The organism is Mycobacterium sp., from assembly GCF_032159565.1.
In the GTDB taxonomy this organism is placed as follows: domain Bacteria; phylum Actinomycetota; class Actinomycetes; order Mycobacteriales; family Mycobacteriaceae; genus Mycobacterium.
The window spans coordinates 1-21,536 of record NZ_JAVHWR010000080.1 but is presented as its reverse complement, the minus strand read 5'-3'; the positions used below and the strand labels follow the sequence as shown (position 1 = coordinate 21,536).

21 protein-coding genes are annotated in these 21,536 nt (G+C 66.1%); 10 read left to right on the top strand and 11 right to left on the bottom strand.

Translation table 11 applies throughout. The features are described from left to right. Positions 1–31 precede the first annotated feature (31 nt). Positions 32–871, top strand: coding sequence for an alpha/beta fold hydrolase (locus QOC76_RS09935; protein WP_526356662.1), 840 nt, complete (start codon positions 32–34; stop codon positions 869–871). On the opposite strand, the gene QOC76_RS09930 is transcribed toward QOC76_RS09935, so the two are convergent. Continuing rightward, positions 836–2,344 carry an FAD-dependent oxidoreductase gene (locus QOC76_RS09930; RefSeq protein WP_526356661.1) on the bottom strand — a complete coding sequence of 503 codons (1,509 nt, stop codon included), beginning with the start codon at positions 2,342–2,344 and terminating at the stop codon, positions 836–838. The two genes, QOC76_RS09935 and QOC76_RS09930, sit on opposite strands and share 36 nt — an antisense overlap. A 146-nt stretch (positions 2,345–2,490) precedes the next feature. Here QOC76_RS09930 and QOC76_RS09925 point away from each other — a divergent pair, with 146 nt between their 5' ends. Next, complete coding sequence (locus QOC76_RS09925; RefSeq protein WP_526356660.1) at positions 2,491–3,663, top strand: acyl-CoA dehydrogenase family protein; 1,173 nt, start codon at positions 2,491–2,493, stop codon at positions 3,661–3,663. A 6-nt stretch (positions 3,664–3,669) separates the two neighbouring features. On the opposite strand, the gene QOC76_RS09920 is transcribed toward QOC76_RS09925, so the two are convergent. The 4 genes from QOC76_RS09920 to QOC76_RS09905 form a co-directional block, all read right to left on the bottom strand. Next, positions 3,670–4,680, bottom strand: a complete 1,011-nt coding sequence (locus QOC76_RS09920; RefSeq protein ID WP_526356659.1) for a hypothetical protein — start codon at positions 4,678–4,680, stop codon at positions 3,670–3,672. Positions 4,681–4,708: 28 nt separating this feature from the next. Next, the gene (locus tag QOC76_RS09915) at positions 4,709–5,353 is read right to left on the bottom strand and encodes an Rv1078 family RDD domain-containing protein (RefSeq protein WP_526356658.1); all 645 of its coding nucleotides are present in this window, start codon (positions 5,351–5,353) and stop codon (positions 4,709–4,711) included. 134 nt (positions 5,354–5,487) lie between these two features. Further along, entirely contained in the window at positions 5,488–6,882 is a 1,395-nt protein-coding gene (locus tag QOC76_RS09910; RefSeq protein ID WP_526356657.1) for a cystathionine beta-synthase, read from the bottom strand. A gap of 29 nt (positions 6,883–6,911) precedes the next feature. After that, positions 6,912–7,973, bottom strand: coding sequence for an alpha/beta hydrolase (locus QOC76_RS09905; protein ID WP_526356656.1), 1,062 nt, complete (start codon positions 7,971–7,973; stop codon positions 6,912–6,914). A 194-nt stretch (positions 7,974–8,167) separates the two neighbouring features. Between QOC76_RS09905 and QOC76_RS09900 the strand changes: the two genes are divergently transcribed. After that, a complete protein-coding gene (locus tag QOC76_RS09900; RefSeq protein ID WP_526356655.1) occupies positions 8,168–9,133 on the top strand; it encodes an SGNH/GDSL hydrolase family protein in 966 nt (321 codons plus the stop codon). Positions 9,134–9,164: 31 nt separating this feature from the next. Beyond that, the gene (locus tag QOC76_RS09895; RefSeq protein ID WP_526356654.1) at positions 9,165–10,382 is read left to right on the top strand and encodes an acetyl-CoA C-acetyltransferase; all 1,218 of its coding nucleotides are present in this window, start codon (positions 9,165–9,167) and stop codon (positions 10,380–10,382) included. A gap of 37 nt (positions 10,383–10,419) precedes the next feature. On the opposite strand, the gene QOC76_RS09890 is transcribed toward QOC76_RS09895, so the two are convergent. Both QOC76_RS09890 and QOC76_RS09885 read right to left on the bottom strand, forming a co-directional pair. Next, complete coding sequence (locus tag QOC76_RS09890) at positions 10,420–11,289, bottom strand: DUF559 domain-containing protein (RefSeq protein ID WP_526356653.1); 870 nt, start codon at positions 11,287–11,289, stop codon at positions 10,420–10,422. A gap of 141 nt (positions 11,290–11,430) precedes the next feature. Further along, positions 11,431–12,285 (bottom strand): Bax inhibitor-1/YccA family protein, encoded by an 855-nt coding sequence (locus tag QOC76_RS09885; protein ID WP_526356652.1) that lies wholly within the window; start codon positions 12,283–12,285, stop codon positions 11,431–11,433. Positions 12,286–12,441: 156 nt separating this feature from the next. Here QOC76_RS09885 and QOC76_RS09880 point away from each other — a divergent pair, with 156 nt between their 5' ends. The 3 genes from QOC76_RS09880 to QOC76_RS09870 are packed head-to-tail and all read left to right on the top strand — an operon-like array spanning position 12,442 to position 15,980. After that, on the top strand, positions 12,442–13,491 hold the full coding sequence (locus QOC76_RS09880) for a 3-hydroxyisobutyryl-CoA hydrolase (protein WP_526356651.1): 1,050 nt from the start codon (positions 12,442–12,444) through the stop codon (positions 13,489–13,491). Next, positions 13,488–14,270, top strand: a complete 783-nt coding sequence (locus tag QOC76_RS09875; protein ID WP_526356650.1) for an enoyl-CoA hydratase — start codon at positions 13,488–13,490, stop codon at positions 14,268–14,270. The genes QOC76_RS09880 and QOC76_RS09875 overlap by 4 nt, the downstream gene beginning before the upstream one ends. Before the next feature lie 9 nt (positions 14,271–14,279). Continuing rightward, positions 14,280–15,980, top strand: a complete 1,701-nt coding sequence (locus tag QOC76_RS09870; RefSeq protein WP_526356649.1) for an alpha/beta hydrolase — start codon at positions 14,280–14,282, stop codon at positions 15,978–15,980. Between the two features lie 57 nt (positions 15,981–16,037). Here QOC76_RS09870 and QOC76_RS09865 read toward each other — a convergent pair whose 3' ends face one another. After that, a complete protein-coding gene (locus QOC76_RS09865; protein WP_526356648.1) occupies positions 16,038–16,412 on the bottom strand; it encodes a rhodanese-like domain-containing protein in 375 nt (124 codons plus the stop codon). Between the two features lie 7 nt (positions 16,413–16,419). Continuing rightward, positions 16,420–16,977: a cupin domain-containing protein gene (locus tag QOC76_RS09860; protein WP_526356647.1), complete on the bottom strand. Its 558-nt coding sequence runs from the start codon at positions 16,975–16,977 to the stop codon at positions 16,420–16,422. Positions 16,978–17,086: 109 nt separating this feature from the next. Here QOC76_RS09860 and lpqV point away from each other — a divergent pair, with 109 nt between their 5' ends. Then, positions 17,087–17,512 carry a lipoprotein LpqV gene (gene lpqV / locus QOC76_RS09855; RefSeq protein ID WP_526356646.1) on the top strand — a complete coding sequence of 142 codons (426 nt, stop codon included), beginning with the start codon at positions 17,087–17,089 and terminating at the stop codon, positions 17,510–17,512. A gap of 33 nt (positions 17,513–17,545) precedes the next feature. On the opposite strand, the gene QOC76_RS09850 is transcribed toward lpqV, so the two are convergent. Further along, a complete protein-coding gene (locus QOC76_RS09850) occupies positions 17,546–19,198 on the bottom strand; it encodes a SulP family inorganic anion transporter (protein ID WP_526356645.1) in 1,653 nt (550 codons plus the stop codon). 57 nt (positions 19,199–19,255) lie between these two features. Between QOC76_RS09850 and QOC76_RS09845 the strand changes: the two genes are divergently transcribed. Further along, positions 19,256–20,230: a patatin-like phospholipase family protein gene (locus QOC76_RS09845; protein ID WP_526356644.1), complete on the top strand. Its 975-nt coding sequence runs from the start codon at positions 19,256–19,258 to the stop codon at positions 20,228–20,230. Here QOC76_RS09845 and QOC76_RS09840 read toward each other — a convergent pair whose 3' ends face one another. Next, positions 20,231–21,088: a patatin-like phospholipase family protein gene (locus tag QOC76_RS09840; RefSeq protein ID WP_526356643.1), complete on the bottom strand. Its 858-nt coding sequence runs from the start codon at positions 21,086–21,088 to the stop codon at positions 20,231–20,233. Positions 21,089–21,153: 65 nt separating this feature from the next. Between QOC76_RS09840 and QOC76_RS09835 the strand changes: the two genes are divergently transcribed. Continuing rightward, positions 21,154–21,536 (top strand): alcohol dehydrogenase catalytic domain-containing protein (locus tag QOC76_RS09835; RefSeq protein ID WP_526356642.1); only part of this gene is annotated, 383 nt, incomplete at its 3' end.

The window sequence follows — 21,536 nt, the reverse complement described above, 5'->3', positions numbered from 1 at the left end:
CGAGGCGTGCCCGGCGGGTTACCGTCAGCCGATGGAACAGTTCCGCCGCGGCGACCTCGTCTTCGAGCTAATCGATACCGGACCCGCCGACGGGCCGGTGGTCGTTCTCCTGCATGGCTTCCCCGAGACCAACGCGATGTACCAGCCGGTCATCGACCGTCTGACCGCCAAGGGCTACCGCTGTCTGGCGCCGCTGCAGCGCGGCTACTCCCCCGGCGCGCGGCCGAAGCGGAGACGCGACTACCGCGCCGACGATCTGGTAGACGATGTACTGACGCTGCTCGATGCCAGCGGTGCGGAACGCGTGCATGTCGTCGGCCATGACTGGGGCGCAGCCGTCGCCTGGTATGTCGCACAAGGTTTTCCCGAGCGCCTGCTCACGCTGACGGCGCTCTCGGTTCCGCACCCGGCCGCGTTTCTGAAGGCCGTCAGGACCAGTCGCCAGGCGCTGGCGTCGTGGTACATGCTTTTCTTCCAGCTACCGTGGCTCCCGGAACGGCTGCTGCTGAGCAGACGCGCCATGGCCGGCTTCGTCGAATCGAAGCCTGCGGGTTCGACGGAGTTGGCCGAAGCCGAAGTCACGGCGATGCGGGAGCCCGGTGCGTTGACCGCCCGCCTGAACTGGTACCGCGCGATGGGGCGCAGTGACCCGCGAAAGTTAGCCAGAAGGGTCACCGTGCCGACGATGTACGTCTGGAGCGACGATGACATCGCTCTGAAGGAGAAGGGTGCGCGGCTCTGCGCCGACTACGTGAACGCCGAGTACCGCTTCGAGACCTTCGAGGGCGTTTCGCACTGGATCGTCGACGAACGGCCCGACGAGGTGTCGGATCTTCTACTGGAGTGGTTGGCTGCGCACCCGACTGCCTAGGTCCAGCGGGCCGCACCGCACATCGAACCGCTCGCGCACGACGTTGAGCGTGCGCCGGTACCGCTCGCGTTCACGACGGTGCGTGAGCATGAACCGCGCCGTACCCAGCGTGCGCCGGGGCAACGGATGCCAGTTGTTGAAGTCGATCCCGCATTGCGAGAACACCTTATTGGGCGCTGCCTCGAAGATAAGGCTCGAGTTGTGAAGGTTGAGTGCGAAAAGTGCCAGCGGGAACGCCGAATTCGCCTTCTTTCGCAGCTCCATCGCATCGAGCTCATACAACGGGACGTCCCTGATCTTGCCGAGCATCATCAGATGCGTCATGAAATAGGCCATGAACGTGGTCAATTGGAGCGTGACGGAACGCGGATTGATCGAGAGCACCGCACCGCTGCGAGAGACATAGGGTTCATAGGGGCGGTCGTCGTAGTTGAGGTATCCCGTGCAGTTCACGACCCAGCTGCCCGGCTGGATCGATTTGGTGGATCCGCTGCGCAACACCAGGTCGGTGCTGTCATTGCGGTCGACGACGTCCTCGAGATGGTCCATGACCACATCGTTCAAGCCGGCGGCGATGGTCTTGCTCTCCGAGTCCGACATCAGCCCGAGCAGGAAGTTACCGGTCTGCGGTGTCAGGTGAAGACCATATGTATCGCGGAACCAGGTGTTCACAGCCGACTCGTTGGTACCGTCGAAACGATGCGCCACGTCCATCGCGAGGCTGTTGAATGACTTGCCGCGCCACCATCTTGCGAGACCGGTCGGAAGAATCTGGTCGCGGCGCAGGAAGTACGTGCCTGAACCCGCGACGAGGTTCACCTCGCGGCCGGGGTACGAGGTGATCAACGCGTGCGCGGTGTCCATCGCCGTCTTTCCGCCGCCGATGATCCAGACCGGGTCGTCGCTCGCGCCGATGTCGTCAGTCCGCATATCGCAGAAGTTGGGTGACACCGACTGAACGCGTTCGCTCGACAGCTCGAGTGGGTCGTTCGGCTTGCACTGAAAGCCATAGGCTTTGATCAACTGCTTCGTCTCGATGACCAGGCGCCGACCGTCAGAAGATCTGCAGGTGACCCGCACGATCCCGGCGGTCTCGTCCTGGGACTCGACTTCCCAGCCGAAGAATTCGTCGACCCGCACGCGCGCCTTGATGACGTTGAGGCAGTGCGCGAAGTGGTCGAGCACCTCACCCTGGGTCGCCAGATATGAGCGACTCCGGCCGAGTGTCCAAGTGATGTCGCCTGCGGTGAACATGGGATGCGGCTGGTGCAGTCGCACGTACGGATAGGTATCGACCCACATGCCACCGACGCGTGCCCGCCGATCCACCAGGATGAGCTTCTGGTCCCGCGACAGATACTGGCTGGCGACGAACAACGCGTTGAGCCCTGCGACGCCTGCGCCCACGACACAGACGTCGCAGCTCTCCACGGCTACGCCGGGAGTCGCATCGGATTGTTGAACGGTCGTCATCGGTGACACCGTTCCTTGCAGCGCGGTGAGCCGCCCGCGTCCGCGGTTCGTGACCTGCCGACTGCCCGCACAGCTGGGCGGCATTGCGTAATCGACTACGCCACTCGCCCGTGTCGCCGCTCTACTTCGGGGTGTAGGAATGGACCATGAGCACTGCCGCCCGGATCGATGACCTTCTCGACCTCGACTCGATGCTGACGCCCGAGGACAGGGAGTTGCGAGAGACCATCCGCCGGTTCGGCGAGCAGCGGCTGCGGCCGTACATCGCCGACTGGTTCGAGGCGGGCGAGGTGCCGGTCCGTGAGCTGGCCGCCGACCTGGGCAAGCTCGGCGTGCTGGGGATGCATCTCGAGGGCTACGGCTGCGGCGGCTCGACGGCGACCGCGTACGGGCTGGTCTGTCAGGAACTCGAAGCGGTGGACAGCGGTCTGCGTAGCCTGGTGTCGGTGCAGGGCTCGCTGGCGATGTTCGCCATTCATCGGCACGGCAGCGAGGAGCAGCGAGAACATTGGCTGCCCGCGATGGCCACCGGCGACGCCATCGGCTGTTTCGGGTTGACCGAGCCCGACTTCGGCTCCAATCCCGGCGGCATGCGCACCACCGCACGCCGCGACGGCTCCGACTGGGTCCTCAACGGATCGAAGATGTGGATCACCAACGGCTCGGTCGCCGATGTCGCGGTGGTGTGGGCCCGCGCCGAGGAGGGTGTGCTCGGCTTCCTCGTGCCCGCCGGGACAACGGGTTTCACCGCCACCGACATGAAGCGCAAACTGTCGCTGCGCGCGTCGGTCACTTCCGAACTGCACCTCGACGACGTGCGGCTGCCCGCAGACGCGCAACTACCCGAGGCGCGGGGTTTGTCGGGTCCGCTCGCCTGCCTCGCCGAGGCCAGGTTCGGCATCGTGTTCGGCAGCGTCGGCGCCGCTCGGGACTGCCTGGAAACCGCACTGGAATACGTGGGCACCCGGGAGGTGTTCGACAAGCCGCTGGCGGGATATCAACTGACACAGGCCAAGATCGCGGACATGGCCGTCGAGTTGGGCAAGGCGCAACTGCTCGCACTGCATCTCGGCCGGCTGAAGGACGACGGACGCATCCGGCCCGAGCAGGTCAGCTTCGGCAAGCTGAACAACTGCCGGGAAGCGATCAAGATTGCGCGGCAATGCCGAACCCTGCTGGGCGCCAACGGAATCACGCTGGAGTACCCGGTGATCCGGCACGCCAACAACCTGGAATCGGTGTTGACCTACGAGGGCACATCCGAGGTGCACCAGTTGGTGATCGGAGAGGCGCTGACGGGTGTCAGCGCCTTCCGATGAACCGAACTAGGGCGTCAGCGGTGCGACCTGACCGCCGCTGATCCTGCGCCACGCGAATACCAGGAACAACGCGGCGACGGGAACGGCGACCAGCAGGCCGACGCCGCACAGGATCGCGCCGACAAACACGATCGCGATCCCGACCAGCCATGTCAGGAACGCGTTGCCGAAGTTGGCTTTGCTGGTGTCGAAGCTCGTCTTCACCGCGTCGACCGCTGAAAGGTTGCGGTCGAGGAGGGCGACGACGGTGAACAGCAGCATGATGCTGGCGAGCAGGCCCGGGATGACGCAGAGGAACAACCCGATTGTCGTGATGACGCCGACGATCAACCCGGCGATGATGACCTGGCCGATGTTGCGCGGCCGGAAGAACGAGCCGACCGATACCTGCTGCCCGTTGGCGATGTCCAGCACACCGCTGATGTAGCCGGATTGGATTGCGGCACCGACGATCAGCGAGACAAACCATCCGACGATCGAGATGAGGATGCCGGTGAGACCCATGGAAGAACTGCTCCACGAGTACGAGAAACCGCTTCCGCTCGAGCTGTAGTCACTCACCCCGGGGCTCACCGCCGCCTGCAACAGGTTGACGATCACCTGCAGCACGATGACGATGAGGCCATATACGAGCGTCGCGATGATGAGCGGGCCCGCGTTCTTGCTGAACTTGTTCCACGCCCACGAGAACGCCTCGCCGACGTTGAACCCTTGTGCCGCACCGTAACCCGGCGTACCGGCGGGCGGATAACCGGACTGGGCGGGCTGATAGCTCTGTGCACCCGGCGGCGGAGGCGGATAGCCACCCTGGTGGGGAGGCGGCGGATAACCACCCTGGTGGGGAGGCGGCGGATAACCACCCGGCGGGGGCGGAGGCGGATAGCCGCCCTGCTGCGGTGGTGGGTAGCCGCCCTGTCCCGGCGGCGGGTAACCGCCCTGTCCCGGCGGTGGGTAACCGCCCTGTCCCGGCGGTGGGTAGCCGCCGCCGGGCGGAGGGGGAGGTGGTGGATTGGTCATCGAACCTTCCGAGGGTAAGCGCGCGTTCTCACAGGGGAACGGCGATGGTGGAGACGATCTTGTCCACGAGCGTCTGCCGCTTCACGTCCCACAACGGGAACAGGACTGCAATGAGCCAGATGATGCCGCAGAGGCCTGCAAATACCAGGTAGATCAGTTCACGGACGACCGACATGCCGAAACCTATTGGCTGTCCGGTCTTTTCGCTCACGATCTTGAACTTCATAATGCTCTTGCCGATACTCGAGCCCGTTGTGCCCTGGCGGTAACCCAGGTTCCAGATCACGTAGGCGAGAGCGATTAGGCCGGTGAGCGCGATCGACACCTGGCCGACCGTCGACGCGCCGTTGGCGCAGAACTCACCCAGGTCGTATTCCGATGTGTCGGTGACGCAGGCGGTTTCGCGGGTACCCATCAACAACAGCCAGCCGATGCCCTCGATGATGGCGACCGGAATGTAGTCGATGATGTACGCCAACACACGCGTCGCCCACGGCGTATAAGCCTCTTTCGGCAACGCGCCGCCCGGTGCGGCCGGCGGCGGGAATCCTCCACCCTGCTGCGGCGGGAAGCCCCCACCCTGCGGTGGTGGCGGCGGCGGGTAGTTCCCGGGCGGAGGAGGCGGAGGCGGAGGCGGGTAATTACCAGGAGGAGGTGGCGGTTGGTCGGTCATAGGCGCCTTCCAGATCATCAGCTGGGATGAAGCGTGCTTAATGTACCTGAGAAGTTGCTCACAACAGGGGGTTCGGCAAAACCGTGCCGCGAGTTGTCGGGCAGCGTTCAGCCGTAGTTCCGATTAGCCGAGGGCTAGCGCCGGGCGCTCCCGTCGGAGAGGAATCCGAGGAGGTCGTGCCGGGTCAGAACCCCGACCGGCTTGCCTTCCTCCACCACCATCACGGCATCGCAGTCGCGAAGCGCTTTCGCCGCGTGGCTCACCATTTCGCCTGCGCCGATCAACGGCAGCGGCGGCAACATGTGCTGGGACACAGCGTCGGCCAGTTTGGCCCTGCCCTCGAATACAGCGGACAGCAGTTCACGCTCGGATACGCTGCCAGCAACCTCGCCCGCCATCACCGGCGGTTCGGCGCCGACGACCGGCATCTGGGAAACCCCGTATTCGCGGAGGATGCCGATCGCGTCGCGGACGGTTTCCGACGGATGCGTGTGCACCAGATCGGGCAGCGCACCGGACTTGCCCCGCAACACATCGCCGACCGTGGCCTGCTCAAGTGACCCGTCGAGCCTGCTCCGCAAGAATCCGTACGACGACATCCACGCATCGTTGAAAACCTTTGACAGGTAACCGCGTCCGCCGTCTGGCAGAAGTACCACGACCAGCGAGTCCGGTCCCGCCTTCTGGGCCACCTCGATAGCGGCCACCACCGCCATCCCGCAGGATCCGCCGACGAGCAGGGCTTCTTCGCGGGCGAGCCTGCGCGTCATGTCGAATGAGTCCGCGTCGGAGACGGCGATGATCTCGTCGGGCACGCTCGGGTCGTACGCCGACGGCCAAAAGTCTTCGCCGACACCTTCAACGAGGTACGGCCGACCCGAACCACCGGAGTACACCGAACCCTCCGGATCCGCGCCGATGATGCGAACCTTGCCGCCCGACACCTCCTTGAGATACCGGCCTGCGCCGGTGATGGTGCCGCCGGTGCCGACCCCCGCCACGAAATGGGTCACCTCGCCGTCGGTGTCGTTCCAGATCTCGGGTCCCGTCGTCTCGTAGTGGCTTTCGGGGCCCATCGGGTTCGAGTACTGGTCGGGTTTCCACGCACCGTCGATCTCCTCGACCAGACGGTCGGACACGCTGTAGTAGCTGTCCGGATGGTCGGGCGGCACCGCCGTCGGGCATACCACGACGTCCGCGCCGTACGCGCGCAACACATTTCGCTTGTCCTCGCTGACCTTGTCCGGGCAGACGAAGACACACTTGTAACCGCGCTGCTGGGCGACGAGCGCCAGGCCGACACCGGTGTTGCCGGACGTCGGCTCGACGATGGTGCCCCCGGGTTTGAGTTCGCCGCTGGCCTCCGCGGCGTCGATCATCTTCACCGCGATACGGTCCTTGGCGCTGCCGCCCGGGTTGAGGTACTCGATCTTCGCGACGACCCTGCCCCCGCCCGCGGGGGCGACCGAGTTCAGCTGAACCAGAGGGGTGTTGCCGATGAGTTCACTGACGTGCCGGGCGATCCGCATACGCCCATCGTGTCAGGCCGCGCGAACGGTTACCAGGTCGCCTCTCGGATGTAGTCGCCTGCCTGTCGCAGTGACCGGGTGGCCTCCTTCAGCGCAGGTGCGGCGATCTGGAATACATGCATCTGACCCGGCCAGACCCGGACCTCCACCGGCACGCCTGCGGCGGCCAGCATGCGGGCGGCCTTACGCGCGTCGCTGAGCAGAACCTCTGAGCCGGAAACATGAATCAGGGTGCGCGGAAGGCCGGGCTCGATGTGGTCGAGGGGCTCGAACACCTCCTCGGGCTTGCCGTCGACGACATTGCGCGCCGCGGCAGCCTCGACCAGCTCCACCAACGCGTGGAACGCCTTCGGCGGGAACATCGCGTCGGAATGGATGTTCGGATGGTTGGCCCGTGACTCGTTGTCGATCTCGAACAACGGCGACAGGGTGACAATGGCCGCCGGCGTTTCGCCCGCCAGACCCTCCTGCTGCAACCGCTCGGCCAGCGCGAGGGACAGGTAGCCGCCCGCGGAGTCGCCGGCCAACACGATCTGTTCGGGGTTGTAGCCCTTCAGACGCAGCCACTTGTAGGCGTCGTAGCAGTCGTCGAGCGCCTGGCCCACGGAGTGCTTGGGGATCATCCGATAGTTGACGACGAGCACGGGGCTGTCGGCGAACTTGGACAACGTCTCGGTCAGCCGTCCGTGGCTGTGCACGCCACAGGTGAGGAACGCGCCACCATGCAGGTACAGCACGACGCGGCGCTTACCGTCGGCAGGCAGCACGCCCGCTGCGCGGACGAGCTGGGCGTTGCAGTTGGGCAGCCCGATCGTTGCCCTGACGGTGCCCGGTGCGGGCCTGAGCACGCGACACGCGACATCTACGACCCCGAACGGCCACGGCAGCCGCGGAGCGTAGCTGCCGATAGCCAGAGACGGCCTGATCGTCATCATCGCGGCCAGTGCGAGCAACCGTCCGCCCAGGCTGGGACCGTCTTCGACGATCTCTACCGGCGCTCCGTCACTGACGGGAAATTTGCGCGGCTTGAACCCTCTAGCTGCGTTGATAGCAGCACGAGGCGTGCTGGGAACCTTACTTGGTGCCGTCATCGCCACCACTTCCTACGACGCTTTAGTGCCCTGGGTGGCGCTGTTCTCGGCCAACCCCGGTAACTTAGCCTGACATCGTTAGACAGTTCAACAATCAACGAAACTGATTCGATACCGGACTTGATACCGCACCGTGACCGCCGAACGGGACTCGCCACGCGGATAACCCCAAACTTCGCTAATAAACTGGGCTCGTGAGGATCCGCGCACCGCGCCGGTCGACAGCCGCCTTGGCGGCCGCTGCCGCGCTCGCATCGACAGGCTCCGCCTACGTCGGAGCTCGCACCTACCTGAGCAGCCAGGCTGACCAGGCCCGACGCGTCATTCCCAAGTCGTGGGACGTACCGCCACGCGCCGATGGCGTATATCCGCCCGACGGAGGTCCGGTCGAGCGCTGGCATCGCGGAGTGCCCTTTGACCTGCACCTCATGGTGTTCGGCGACTCCACCGCGACCGGCTACGGCGCCCGCACCGCCGAGGAGGTACCGGGCGTGATGATCGCACGCAATCTGGCCGAGGCCTCGGGCAAGCGGATCCGGTTGAGCACCAAGGCCATCGTCGGCGCGACGTCGAAGGGGCTGGCGGGCCAGATCGACGCCATGTTCGTAGCGGGCCCGCCGCCGGACGCGGCGATGATCATGGTCGGCGCGAACGACGTCACCAAGCTGCACGGAATCGGACCGTCGGCGCGGCGACTGGGCGCGGCGGTCCGCCGGTTGCGGGCCAGCGGTGCCGTCGTCGTGGTCGGCACATGCCCGGATTTCGGAGTCATCACCGCCATTCCGCAGCCACTGCGTTCTATTGCCCGCACCATCGGGCTGCGACTGGCCCGCGCCCAGGCCTCGGCGGTGCGCTCATCTGGTGGCGTCCCGGTGCCGCTGGCCGACCTGCTTACTCCCGAGTTCCGGCAGGCGCCCGATGTGCTGTTCTCCGACGATATGTTTCATCCGTCGGGCGCCGGCTATGCGCTGGCCGCCAAGCAACTGCTGCCCGCGCTCTGTAATGCTCTGGGAGAGTTGACCATCGCGGCCGAGCAGGAGTCGCCGCTGGTGACGCGCACGGCCGACGTTGACACGCTGCTGTCGCGGCTCGGCGGGGTCAGCCGGTTGTGGCGGCGGTCGACTGGGGTCCCCGCACCCGTGCTGGTGGCCGCCCGCTAGGTTTCCAGTAAGCCACTACTGAGGAGCTGTCATGGCAGAAGCCGTCATTGTCGCGACCGCACGTTCACCGATCGGCCGCGCGGGCAAGGGATCGCTGATCGATATGCGGCCCGACGACCTGGCTGCGCAAATGGTGCGCGCCGCGTTGGACAAGGTGCCTTCGCTGGACCCGAAGGACATCGACGACCTGATCATGGGCTGCGGGCAGCCCGGCGGCGAGGCCGGCTTCAACGTCGGCCGTGCGGTCGCCGTCGAGCTCGGATACGACTTCCTGCCCGGTACGACGGTGAACCGGTACTGCTCCTCGTCGCTGCAGACCACGCGGATGGCGTTCCACGCGATCAAGGCGGGCGAGGGCAGCGCGTTCGTCTCCGCAGGGGTGGAAACCGTGTCGCGGTTCCCCAAGGGCACCTCCGACGGCTGGCCCGACTCGCACAACCCGCTGTTCGGTGATGCCGAAGAGCGGTCGGTCGCCGCATCCGCGGGCGGTGAGGACTGGCATGACCCGCGCGAAGACGGCGCGCTTCCCGACGTCTACATCGCGATGGGCCAGACCGCCGAGAACGTCGCGCTCTACACCGGCATCAGCCGCGAAGAGCAGGACCACTGGGCCGTGCGCAGCCAGAACCGTGCCGAGGAAGCGATCAACAGCGGCTTCTTCGCGCGCGAGATATCGCCGGTGACGCTGCCGGACGGGTCGCAGGTCAGCACCGACGACGGACCACGGGCGGGCACCACCTACGAGAAGATCAGCCAGCTGAAGCCGGTGTTCCGGCCGAACGGCACGGTCACCGCGGGCAATGCCTGTCCGCTGAATGACGGTGCGGCAGCGGTGATCGTGACGAGCGACGAGAAGGCCAAGGAGCTCGGGCTGACGCCACTGGCGCGGATCGTCGCGACGGGCGTGAGTGGCCTGTCGCCGGAGATCATGGGCCTCGGACCGATCGAGGCGACGCGCAAGGCACTCGCCAACGCGGGCATGACGATCGACGACATCGACCTCTACGAGATCAACGAGGCGTTCGCGGTGCAGGTGCTGGGTTCGGCACGTGAATTGGGCATGGACCACGACAAGCTCAACATCTCCGGCGGCGCGATCGCGCTGGGGCACCCGTTCGGCATGACGGGCGCGCGCATCACGGCCACGCTGTTGAACAACCTGACCACGCAGGATAAGACGTTCGGCCTGGAGACGATGTGCGTCGGCGGAGGCCAGGGCATGGCGATGATCATCGAGCGCCTTTCCTGATCTTTCCAAGCGCCGAAACTGCGGTGAGATCGCAATCTCACTGGAATTCGCGATCCTCCCGCAGTTTCGAGCGCCATGCGCGGTCGAGTCGGCGTACGACATCCGCGGCGGTATTCGTTTTTACGACCCTCAGCCGCGTCCATCCCAGTTCGCTGAGGTCCTCCGAGCGCCGTATGTCGTAGGCGTATTGAACGGAGTCGATACGGTGTTGCTCGCCGTCGTATTCGATGGCCAGCATCAAGTGCTCCCAACCCATGTCGAGGTAGTACCGTCGACCGCCGTCCGCGCTCAACACCGGTATCTGCGTCCGCGGCCGCGGGAAGTCTGCCCGAATGACCAAGAGCCGCAACCACGTCTCCTTCGGTGATGCCGCCCCCGGGTCATACAGATCCAGTACGTCTGCGAGCTGACGAAGCCCCCGCGATCCGCGATGACGTCTTGCGACGCGGAAAATTTCCGCGGCCGTCAACCCTGTGGCGTTGCCGAGTGCATCGACGTTGGCGATCGCCGTATCCAGCGGTCTACGCCGGCCGACGTCGAAACCTGTACGCGCAGGAGTCGTCACACGCATTCCGTCGCGCACACGGGATTCATCTGTCCGGAGCCGATAGTCGTAGGTGCGCAATCCGCGGGCGGGTCGGGCATTGGGCCATATCAACTCAACGGGCGCGTCATCGTCGACCCATTTCGCTCCATGTAGGGCTGACGCGGTCAGCCCGGCGATGATGCCCTGCCTGTGAGACCACAGCCAACCTGCCTTGGCTCGCTGATCCAGCGTCAGCGCGGCATCCTTTGACACGTAGACATCGGGAAAGACATTGCGATAGCGGGACCGCAGCTCGTGCTTTCGAACGAGCCTGCGCTCTATTGCTTCACTGCCGAGAAACGGCCCGTCGAGCATGGACATGACTCGACTCTCGCGGGTCGACGTCGCCGAGCCTGCGGGCAGATCGCGATCTGTGGACGAAATGCGATCTGTGAGCAGTTTCGGCGGGAGGGCGCAAAAAGAAAGCCCCCGGCATGCCGGGGGCTTTCGTGTAGTGGATCGTCAATCGCTTTGCAAGATGCTGAGCAGACGCAGAATCTCGATGTAGAGCCAGACCAGTGTGACGGTCAGGCCAAGCGCGACACCCCATGCGGCCTTCTCCGGCGCGCCTGCGCGGATCATCTGATCGGCGGCGTCGAAGTCGAGCAGGAAGCTGAACGCCGCCAGGCCGATGCACACCAGCGAGAAGATGATCGCGATCGGGCCGTTGCCGCGAAGGCCGAGGCCTTCACCGCCGCCGACACCGAACATCGCCAGCACGAAGTTGCCCAGCGCCAGAACGAGCACGCCGAAAATGCCGGCAACGATCATGCGGGTGAATTTCGGCGTCACGCGGATCGCGCCGGTCTTGTAGACGACGAGCATGCCGACGAACACGCCGATGGTGGCGAGGATCGCCTGCCCGATGAGGGCACCGGCGCTGGCGCCGGACACATAGAAGTTTGCGAGCACGAACGAGATCGCACCGAGGAACAATCCCTCGAGCGCGGCGTAGCTCAGCACGATCACCGGGTTGTCCTGCTTGCGGCCGAACGTGGCGATGAGCACAAGCGCCAGGCCGCCGAGCCCGCCGACCAAGACGAACGGCATCGCCAGCGCGGTGTTGCCCGCGACCAGGAAGTACGAGACGACCGCGACGGCCGACAACACCGCGAGCGTGACACCGGTCTTGGTGACGACGTCGTCGATGGTCATCGGACGCGAAACCCCGGCCTGCTGCCGGTCGGGATACTGCGTCACATACGGATCGGCATGGACTGCGGCCGTACCGGCGCCCGCGGCTCCGGTACCGAACTGCGCATAACCACCCTGCGTCTTAGGCAGGGATCGAAATACCGGGTTGCTGCTCTCGCGCACCGTCGGTTCCTCTCCTGTGCTGTCGTTCGCCTGCTGACGAACACCTATTCAACGATCGGTCACTGGTACCAGTTCCCGAGAAACGCTCCCAGCTCCTTCACAGGAAAGACTACCCGGGGCCGGCTATCTGAGGGCAACGTTCTACATTGCATAACTGTGGGCGAAAACGAGGATGTCCTAGTAACCGTGGACCGCGGAACCGGCCTGATCAGCCTGAACCGACCCAAGGCGATCAACTCATTGACCCATCCGATGGTCTCAGCGGTCTCTGAGGCGCTGACCGAATGGCGGGACGACGACGCCGTTCGCGTCGTGGTGCTCTCCGGTGAGGGCGAGCGCGGCCTGTGCGCGGGCGGCGATATCGTGGAGGTCTACAACAGCGCCCGCGGTGATCACAGCGTCGCCAGCTCGTTCTGGTGGGACGAATACCGGATGAACGCCCAGATCGCGCGCTACCCCAAGCCCTTCGTCTCGTTGATGGACGGCATCGTGATGGGCGGCGGCGTCGGCGTTAGCGCACACGGCAGCGTCCGCGTCGTCACCGACACCACGAAGATGGCGATGCCCGAAGTGGGTATCGGGTTCATCCCCGATGTCGGCGGCACCTACATCCTTTCCCGTACAGCGGGTCTGCTCGGCCATCACGCCGCGCTGACGGGTGCACCGTTCGGCGCGGGTGACGCGATCGCCATGGGCTTCGCCGACCACTTCGTCGAGCACGAAACGCTGGCCCAGTTCAAGAACGCGATCATCGCCGACGGCATCGACGCGGCGCTGGCCGCGCACGCGACCGAGCCTCCGGCGAGCGAACTGCTGACACAACGGGAATGGATCGACGAGTGCTACGCCGGCGAGACCATCGCCGACATCGTCGCCGCACTGCGCGGGCACGACGCGGGCCCGGCCAACGACGCGGCCAACCTGATCATGACGCGCTCCCCGGTTTCGTTGTCTGTCGCGCTGGAAGCCGTGCGCCGCGCCGCCAAGCTCGACACTCTGGAAGACGTGCTGCGCCAGGAGTACCGGACGTCGTGTGGGTCGCTGAATAGCCACGATCTCGTCGAAGGCATCCGGGCACAGGTCATCGACAAAGACCGCAACCCGAAATGGTCGCCGCCGTCGCCTGCGGCGGTCAGCCAGGCCGATGTCGAGGCGTACTTCGCACCGCAGAACCCCGACCTGACCTTCCCAGAGGAGAAGCCATGACCGACAAGAGCTACGAAACCATTCTCGTCGACCGCGAAGAGCGCGTCGGTACCATCACACTGAACCGGCCGAAGGCGCTCAACGCCCTCAACAGCCAGGTGATGCATGAAGTCACCACCGCCGCAGCCGAATTCGACAACGACCCCGGAATCGGCGCCATCATCATCACCGGTAACGACAAGGCGTTCGCGGCAGGCGCCGACATCAAGGAGATGTCCGAGCTGTCCTTCGGCGACGTGTTCGGCCAGGACTTCTTCGCAACCTGGACGAAGCTGGCCGCGGTGCGCACGCCGCTGATCGCCGCGGTCGCGGGTTACGCACTCGGCGGCGGCTGTGAGCTGGCGATGATGTGCGACGTGCTGATCGCCGCGGACACCGCCAAGTTCGGCCAGCCCGAGATCAAGCTCGGCGTGCTTCCGGGCATGGGCGGCTCGCAACGGCTGACCCGTGCCGTCGGCAAGGCCAAGGCGATGGATCTCATCTTGACCGGTCGCACCATCGATGCCGAGGAAGCCGACCGCAGCGGCCTGGTGTCGCGCGTCGTGCCCGCCGACGAGCTGATCCGCGAGGCAAAGGCCGTTGCCACCACCATTTCTCAGATGTCGCTGTCGGCAACGCGGATGGCCAAGGAGGCCGTCAACCGCGCCTTCGAGTCGTCGTTGGCTGAGGGCCTGCTGTACGAGCGCAGGCTGTTCCACTCGGCGTTCGCCACGGCCGACCAGACCGAGGGCATGAACGCCTTCAGCGAGAAACGCCCGCCGAACTTCACCCACAGCTAATCTGCCTTCGTGATAGACAGCGCGGAGGCGACGGAAGAAGCACCACCGCAACACGAACCACCGGAAAAGAAGACGACCTGGTGGCAACGGCACTACACGTTCACCGGGACCGTCCTGGCTGTGGTGTTCCTTTGGTTGTCGTTGACGCCTTCCCTGCTGCCCCGCGGTCCACTGTTCCAGGGACTGGTCAGCGGCGCGGCGGGCGCGATCGGCTACGGGATCGGCGTCTTCCTCGTCTGGCTGGTGCAGTACATGCTCTCGAAGGACGCCAGCCCGCACGCGCCGGGCTGGGCGTGGCTGGCTGTGGTCGTCGTCGGCATCATCGGCCAGATCCTGATGATCATCTACTTCCACGTCTGGCAGGACGAGGTGCGCGACCTCAACGGTGTGCCGCGAATGACGTTTTGGGACCACCCGCTGACCGGAGTGCTCGCCATTCTCGTGCTGTTCATCTTCGTCGAGATCGGTCAGCTCATCGGCAAGCTTGTGCGCTTCCTTGTTCGGCAACTGAATCGCTTTGCCCCACCGCGCGTTTCGGCGGTCATCGTTTTGGTCTTGCTGCTTGCGCTGAGCATCGCGCTGCTCAACGGTGTCGTCGTCCGCGTCGGGATGAACTACCTGAACAAGACCTTCGCCGCGGTAAACGACGAAACGGATCCGGATTTCCCGGCGCCGATGTCGCCGCTGCGCTCCGGCGGGCCGCAGTCGCTGGCAAGCTGGGAGTCGCTGGGACACCAGGGCAGGGTGTTCGTGTCGGCGGGACCGACGGTCCAGGAGCTGACGACGTTCAACGGCAGGCCCGCGACCGAGCCGATCCGCGCGTATGCGGGCTTGCATTCCGCCGACGGCATCAAAGCGACCGCGGCGCTTGCCGCAGAAGAGCTTCGGCGCGAGGGCGGCCTGAACCGCGACGTGGTCGCGGTGGCAACCACGACCGGCACCGGCTGGATCAACGAGGCCGAGGCAGCAGCGCTGGAGTACATGTACAACGGCAACACCGCGATCGTGTCCATGCAGTATTCGTTCCTGCCGAGCTGGCTGTCGTTCCTCGTCGACAAGGAGAACGCCCGACAGGCCGGTCAGGCGTTATTCGAGGCCGTGGATGCGTTGATCCGCAAGATGCCGGAGGGGCAGCGGCCCAAGCTCGTCGTGTTCGGCGAGAGCCTTGGCTCGTTCGGCGGCGAGGCGCCGTTCCTGTCGCTGAACAATCTCGTCGCCCGCACCGACGGCGCCCTCTACTCCGGTCCGACGTTCAACAACACGATCTGGGCCGATCTCACCCATAACCGTGACAAGGGATCGCCGGAGTGGCTGCCGATCTTCGACAAGGGCGAGAACGTCCGCTTCGTCGCGCGACCGGACAATCTCGGCCGCCCTGCCGACCCGTGGGGCAAGCCGCGTGCGGTCTACCTTCAGCACGCGTCGGATCCGATCGCGTGGTGGAACCCCGACCTGCTCTTCCAAGAACCGGACTGGCTACGCGAGCCGCGCGGCTACGACCTGTCCGGGCGCATGCAGTGGATTCCGATCGTCACGTTCCTGCAGGTGTCCGCCGACATGGCGGTGGCGGTCGACGTCCCCGACGGGCACGGCCACGTCTATGTCAAGGACGTCGCCAACGGCTGGGCCGCCGTGCTGCAGCCGCCGGGATGGACGCCGGAGAAGACCGAGCGCCTGCGCCCGCTGCTGTCCAACGACGAGAACGCTTAACTGGTCTCGCTCCTCGCGTGCGCTGAACCTGTCCCGCTCCTCGCGTCCTCGCGTGCGCTAAACCAGAACGCCTTCGGCCTTCAAAGCGTGATACCCGCCGACCACATCGGTCGACCTGTGCAACCCGAGATCGATCAGCGACGCCGCGGCCAGACTGGAGGTATAGCCCTCCGAGCACAGCACCACCCATTCCACGTCGTCGCCGACGGCCTCCGGCAGCTTGGCGTCACTGGTCGGATCGCAGCGCCACTCCAGCACATTGCGTTCGATGACGAGTGCCGCGGGGACGTGTCCCTCGCGGTCGCGCTGCGCCTGCGGACGGATGTCGACGAGCACCGCGCCGCGCTCCAGTGCACCGGGCACGGCCTCGGCGGCCATCCTATCGAGCCGGGCGCGGGCGGCGTCGAGCACCTTGTCGATACGGCTGGCCATCAGTTCTTCATCCCTCCGGGCCGTCGGTCAGTTCGGTTCGGTTGCGACGCAGGGTGTTCCGGTCGGTCACCTCGTAGTACGACATCGCCGTCAACGGCGGTGAGTAGGCGTGCACGCTCAGCGTAGGCGTAACGGGAGCGGCAGGCGCAGGCGCCGGTCCTGGCGCCCATACGACGTCGTGCACCCAGCCAAGCGGGAAGGCCGCCTGGTCGCCTGCATTGAGCCGTCGGCGCCGCAACGCCTCACCGTCCCAACGGAATTCGTCCAGTGCGCCGGACACCAGCGTCAGCGCACCGAGTGAGCCGCTGTGGTCGTGCAGCTCGGTGGCGTGGTGGGGGACCCAGCTGATGAGCCAGACGTCCAGTTCGCCGTCGCCGTGGATGCGGGTGTACCAGCGGTCGTCGACGGGCAGCCCGTCCGCGGGCAGCAGATGGTCGTAGCGGCCGCTGAGCATGCCGTCGGCCGCTTGGTCGACGGCCTGCAGCAGGTCAGGGACGCGCAGGCGGGTGGGGGCGGAGCGGGCGGGCGCAGCAGCAGGGGAGGGTACAGAAAGAGCGGAGACCATGAACACTCCAGAAGTGACAGACGGGTCGGGGGGCGGCGGCTACGCCGGACAACACCACCGAGACCAGATCCCCTCCATCACGTCCGCGAGTGTTGCATAGATTGGCAGCATGCGCTTCTACCTCCTTTGTGCCGCGGCCACGGTGACGGCTCTCGCGGTCGCAGGATGTTCGTCGGGCGGCGAGGGCGGTCACACGTCGGCGGCGCCCACCACAACGACCGCGACCAGCTCGGAAACCCACACCCCGGCACCCGGCGCCGTCGAGGTTGCGCCGGGCGGCGCGACCACAGCCGTCGGGGCGGACGCCGAGTCGACCGAAGAGGAGTACTCGCAGGCCTGCCAGGCCGCGAAGGTCTGGATCGACCAGCAAGGCGGCGACCGGAAGTCGCAGGTGGAGCCGTTGCTGAAGATGTTGCAGGACCCCAACACACCGCCCGGTCCGGCCACCTACAACACCCCGTGGGCGCAGCTCTCCCCCGCCCGCCAAGCGGCCGTCATCGTCGCGGTCCAGGCGGGCGCGGACTCGCTCTGCTGACAATTCGAATCACGGTTGCGAGAAAGTCGGCTATCAGCGGCTCGCGATCCAGTCCCGGCCCCGGGCGACCGCCTCGTCGAGCGCACCGAACACCCGATCCGTGGCGGGCACGATGCCGTCGGAGCCGAGCACATCCACCAGCCCGCCCCGCTCGAGGATCTTGTGTGCGGCCGGGGTGACACCGGCGACGATCAAGCGGCCCCCGCGCGCCTGCAGCTCACCCGCCCACCGGCGTAGCGCCTTGATCGCGACCGAGGACGGCACGTCGGGCAGCATGCGCATGCTCAGCACGACGACGGCATTGGTGGAGTCCTCCGCCTTCGGCCACTCCTCGTCGATGCGAGCCACCTCCGCGAACAGCCCGACGCCCGCGTAATGCAGGACGGTGACATCGTTGCTTCGGCAGTGTGCGGGAACCGGGACGACCTCAAAGTGCTCGCCGTCGGTCTGCTGCAGACCGACCAGCTGAGCGGACTGCGCGGCCTTGACGCCGTACAGGACGAGCGACGTGATGACGCCGATCAGGATCGCCGTGTGCAGTGGCAGCTGGGTGGTGGCGGCGAAGGTGATCAGCATCGCGATCGCAGATATCGGCGCGACGCGCAACACCAGCTTGATGTCGGGCAGCCTGCCTGCGACGAGCTCGAGACCTATGACGAAAATGAGTCCCCCGATGACCGGCATCGGAATGATCTCGGCGGTCGACCCTGCGATCAAGACCAGCAGCGCGAGCCAGATGCCTGCGAAGATTCCGGCCCATCGGGTCTGCGCGCCAGCCGATGTCGCGATCCCGGTACGCGACAGCGAGCCGCCGGCAGGCAGGGCGCCGAAGAAGCCGCCTGCGAGGTTGCCGACACCCTGGGCGGTGAAGTCGCCGGACATTTTGCTGCGGCTGCCGTCCGGGTTCGGAACGGTCGCGGAGATTCCTGCGGCCTGCGCCAGCGCGACGAGCGCAACGGCGACCCCGCCGACCAGCAGCTGAGGCAATACCGCAAAATTCGGAACGGTCAGCGGGGGAAGTGAATTCGAGATCGTCGCGATGTCGCCAACGGTTTCGACGTCGATGTGCGCAATAGCGACCACCGCGGAGACGACGACCAGCGCCAGCAAGACGGCGAACGATTTCAGCGGCTTGATGAAGTGGAAAACCGCCCATACCGCGACGGCCCCCGCCGCAACGGCGACGGCGGCCGGATGCCATAGGCTGATATGGGCGAGCGCATCCACGAACTTGCCGATCGTGTTGCCGCTCTGCGGTTTATAGCCCGTTGCGTCGTTCAGCACGCCCGCGATGATCTGCAGTGCGATGCCGGTGCTGAATCCAGTCATGACGGCATTGCTGACGAAGTTCATGATCGACCCGAAGCGCAGCAGCCCGAATACGAACATGACGGCACCGACGACGACGGCGAGCGCGGCGACGTTCGCCGGGTCGGCCGGGTCAAGGCCCTTTTCTGCGAGCACGCTGCGCGAGGACAGCGCGATCGCGCTGGTAAGCGTCGTGACCATCAACGCCGTGCGGGCGAAGACCGATGCGAGGATGCCGGGCACAACACCCGAGTAGAGGCCGGCGGCGGGGTTGAACCCGCCGATGCTCGCGTAGGCGATCCCCTCCGGTATGGAGAAGAGTCCGGTCACGAGGCCGGCAAGCACGTCGCGCGGCGTGGGCCTGCCGAGACGGCGCATGGGCCAATTGTCCACATCCCTGCTCGGCGGAGTGGCCGGCCGGCGCAAAATGGACGCATGGCTGGCAATCGCGTGGCGCTGGCTCTCGGCAGCGGGGGTGCACGGGGCTACGCCCACATCGGCGTGATCACCGAGCTGCACGCCCGCGGCTATGAGATCGTCGGGATCGCCGGGTCGTCGATGGGTGCGCTTGTCGGTGGTTTGGAGGCGGCGGGCAAGCTCGACGAATTCGCCGACTGGGCAAAAGCGTTGACCCAGCGCGCTGTGCTCCGCCTGCTGGACCCGTCGATCGCCGCCGCCGGAGTGCTGCGCGCGGCGAAGATTCTCGACGCGGTCCACGACATCCTTGGCGATGTCACCATCGAAGACCTGCCGATCCCGTACACGGCCGTGTCGACGGACCTGATCGCCGGCAAGTCGGTCTGGCTGCAGCGCGGTCCCGTCGATGCGGCGATCCGGGCATCCATCGCCATTCCGGGCGTCATCACACCGCACATCCTCGATGGCCGTCTGCTCGCCGACGGCGGGATCCTCGATCCCCTGCCGATGGCGCCGATCGCGGCCGTCAACGCCGACCTCACCATCGCGGTCAGCCTCAGCGGCAGCGAGGCCGACGGGCGCTATGAACCATCGGAAGCCGAACCGCGCGCGACGACGGAATGGTGGAACAGGATGTGGCGCAGCACCTCATCGCTGTTCGAGTCCAGCACCATGCTGAACAGGTTCGGCGTTGCCTCCGACGACGCCGACGATGACGCCGAACCGGTCTCCGAATCCGACAGCGACGACGAACTCGTCGACAGCGGGAGAGAGGCGGCCGTGCCGAAGATGGGCAGCTTCGAGGTGATGAACCGCACCATCGATATCGCACAGGCCGCCCTGGCCCGTCATACCCTCGCGGCGTACCCGCCGGACCTGCTCATCGAAGTGCCCCGAAGCGCGTGCCGCAGCCTGGAATTCCATCGCGCTGCCGAGGTCATCGACATCGGCCACGAGTTGGCTGCGCAGGCGATCAAGGCTCTGGCGGGCTGATCAGCCGGCGAGAAACGCGGCGACCTCGGCGGCGACGCGGCGGCCCTGCGCACGCCCGGCGCGAGCCGACGGCTCCCGGCAGGCGGGGTCGAGCGGGTTGGGGCCGAACGCCGCCAACGAGTCGTCATCGGCGAACACTCCCAGCGCGCGGCCGGGAAAGCCGTCGACCTCCAAGGCCGGGTCACGGCCGAACGGTGATGGCGCTCCCTTCCCTGACGGCACCAGCACGACGACCGCGTCGCAGTCCGTCGCCAGCTTGATGTTCATCGTGCTGCCGACGCCGCCGTCCATGTATCGCCGTTCGCCGATTGTCACCGGGGGCCATGCGCCCGGCACTGCGCAGCTCGCGGCGACGGCGTCGACCAGCTCGACACCCGAGCTCCGGTCGAAGGCGACCAGCTCACCGGTCCCGATGTCGATCGCGGTGATATGCAGTTCGCGGTCCGGCCAGTCGTGGTTCGGCAGTCGCTGCGCGATCACTTCGCGGCGGACCGCCTCGGACACCGTGGCCGTCGACCGGGCCACCTCACCGATGCGCTGCAGCTTCTGCGCCGTCGTCGCGTCGGGATCTGAAAGCGCCACCAGGAACAGCTGCGTGATGTCGTCGATGTCGACGTCGGGGTCGAGCTCCTTGGAGGCACCCTTGACCTGGCGGTCGTAGAGCTCGTCGAGCCGCAGTCCGCTGCCGAGCTGGGCGGCGACGGCCGAACCGGCCGACGTGCCGATCGTGACGTCGGACTCCAGCAGTGCGCGCGCCGTATCCGTCGACTCGTCCTCGATGCCCCGCAGGATGCCGATCTCCCAGGCAATACCCGCCAGTCCCCCACCTGCCAGCACCAGACCGCGTTTGGATGTCACAGACGAAAGTCTGCCAGTTGACCATAATCGGCCCTGGAGACACCGAACCTCGAGGAGCAACGTCGATGAAGACGAAGGCAGCCGTGCTGTGGGGCTTGAATCAAAAGTGGGAGGTCGAGGAGATCGACCTCGACGGCCCCAAGCACGCCGAGGTGATGGTGAAGATGACCGCGAGCGGCATGTGCCACTCCGACGAGCACCTGGTCACCGGCGACCTGCACATGACGATGCCGGTGGTCGGCGGACACGAGGGTGCCGGTGTCGTGGTCGAGGTCGGCGAGGGTGTCACCGACGTCGCCGAGGGGGATTCGGTGGTGCTGAGCTTCATTCCCGCGTGTGGTCGGTGCGGGCCGTGTGCACGCGGCATGAGCAACCTGTGCGAGCTCGGAATGCATCTGCTCCGGGGACCCCAGCTCGACGGCACCCACCGGTTCCATGCCCGCGGCCA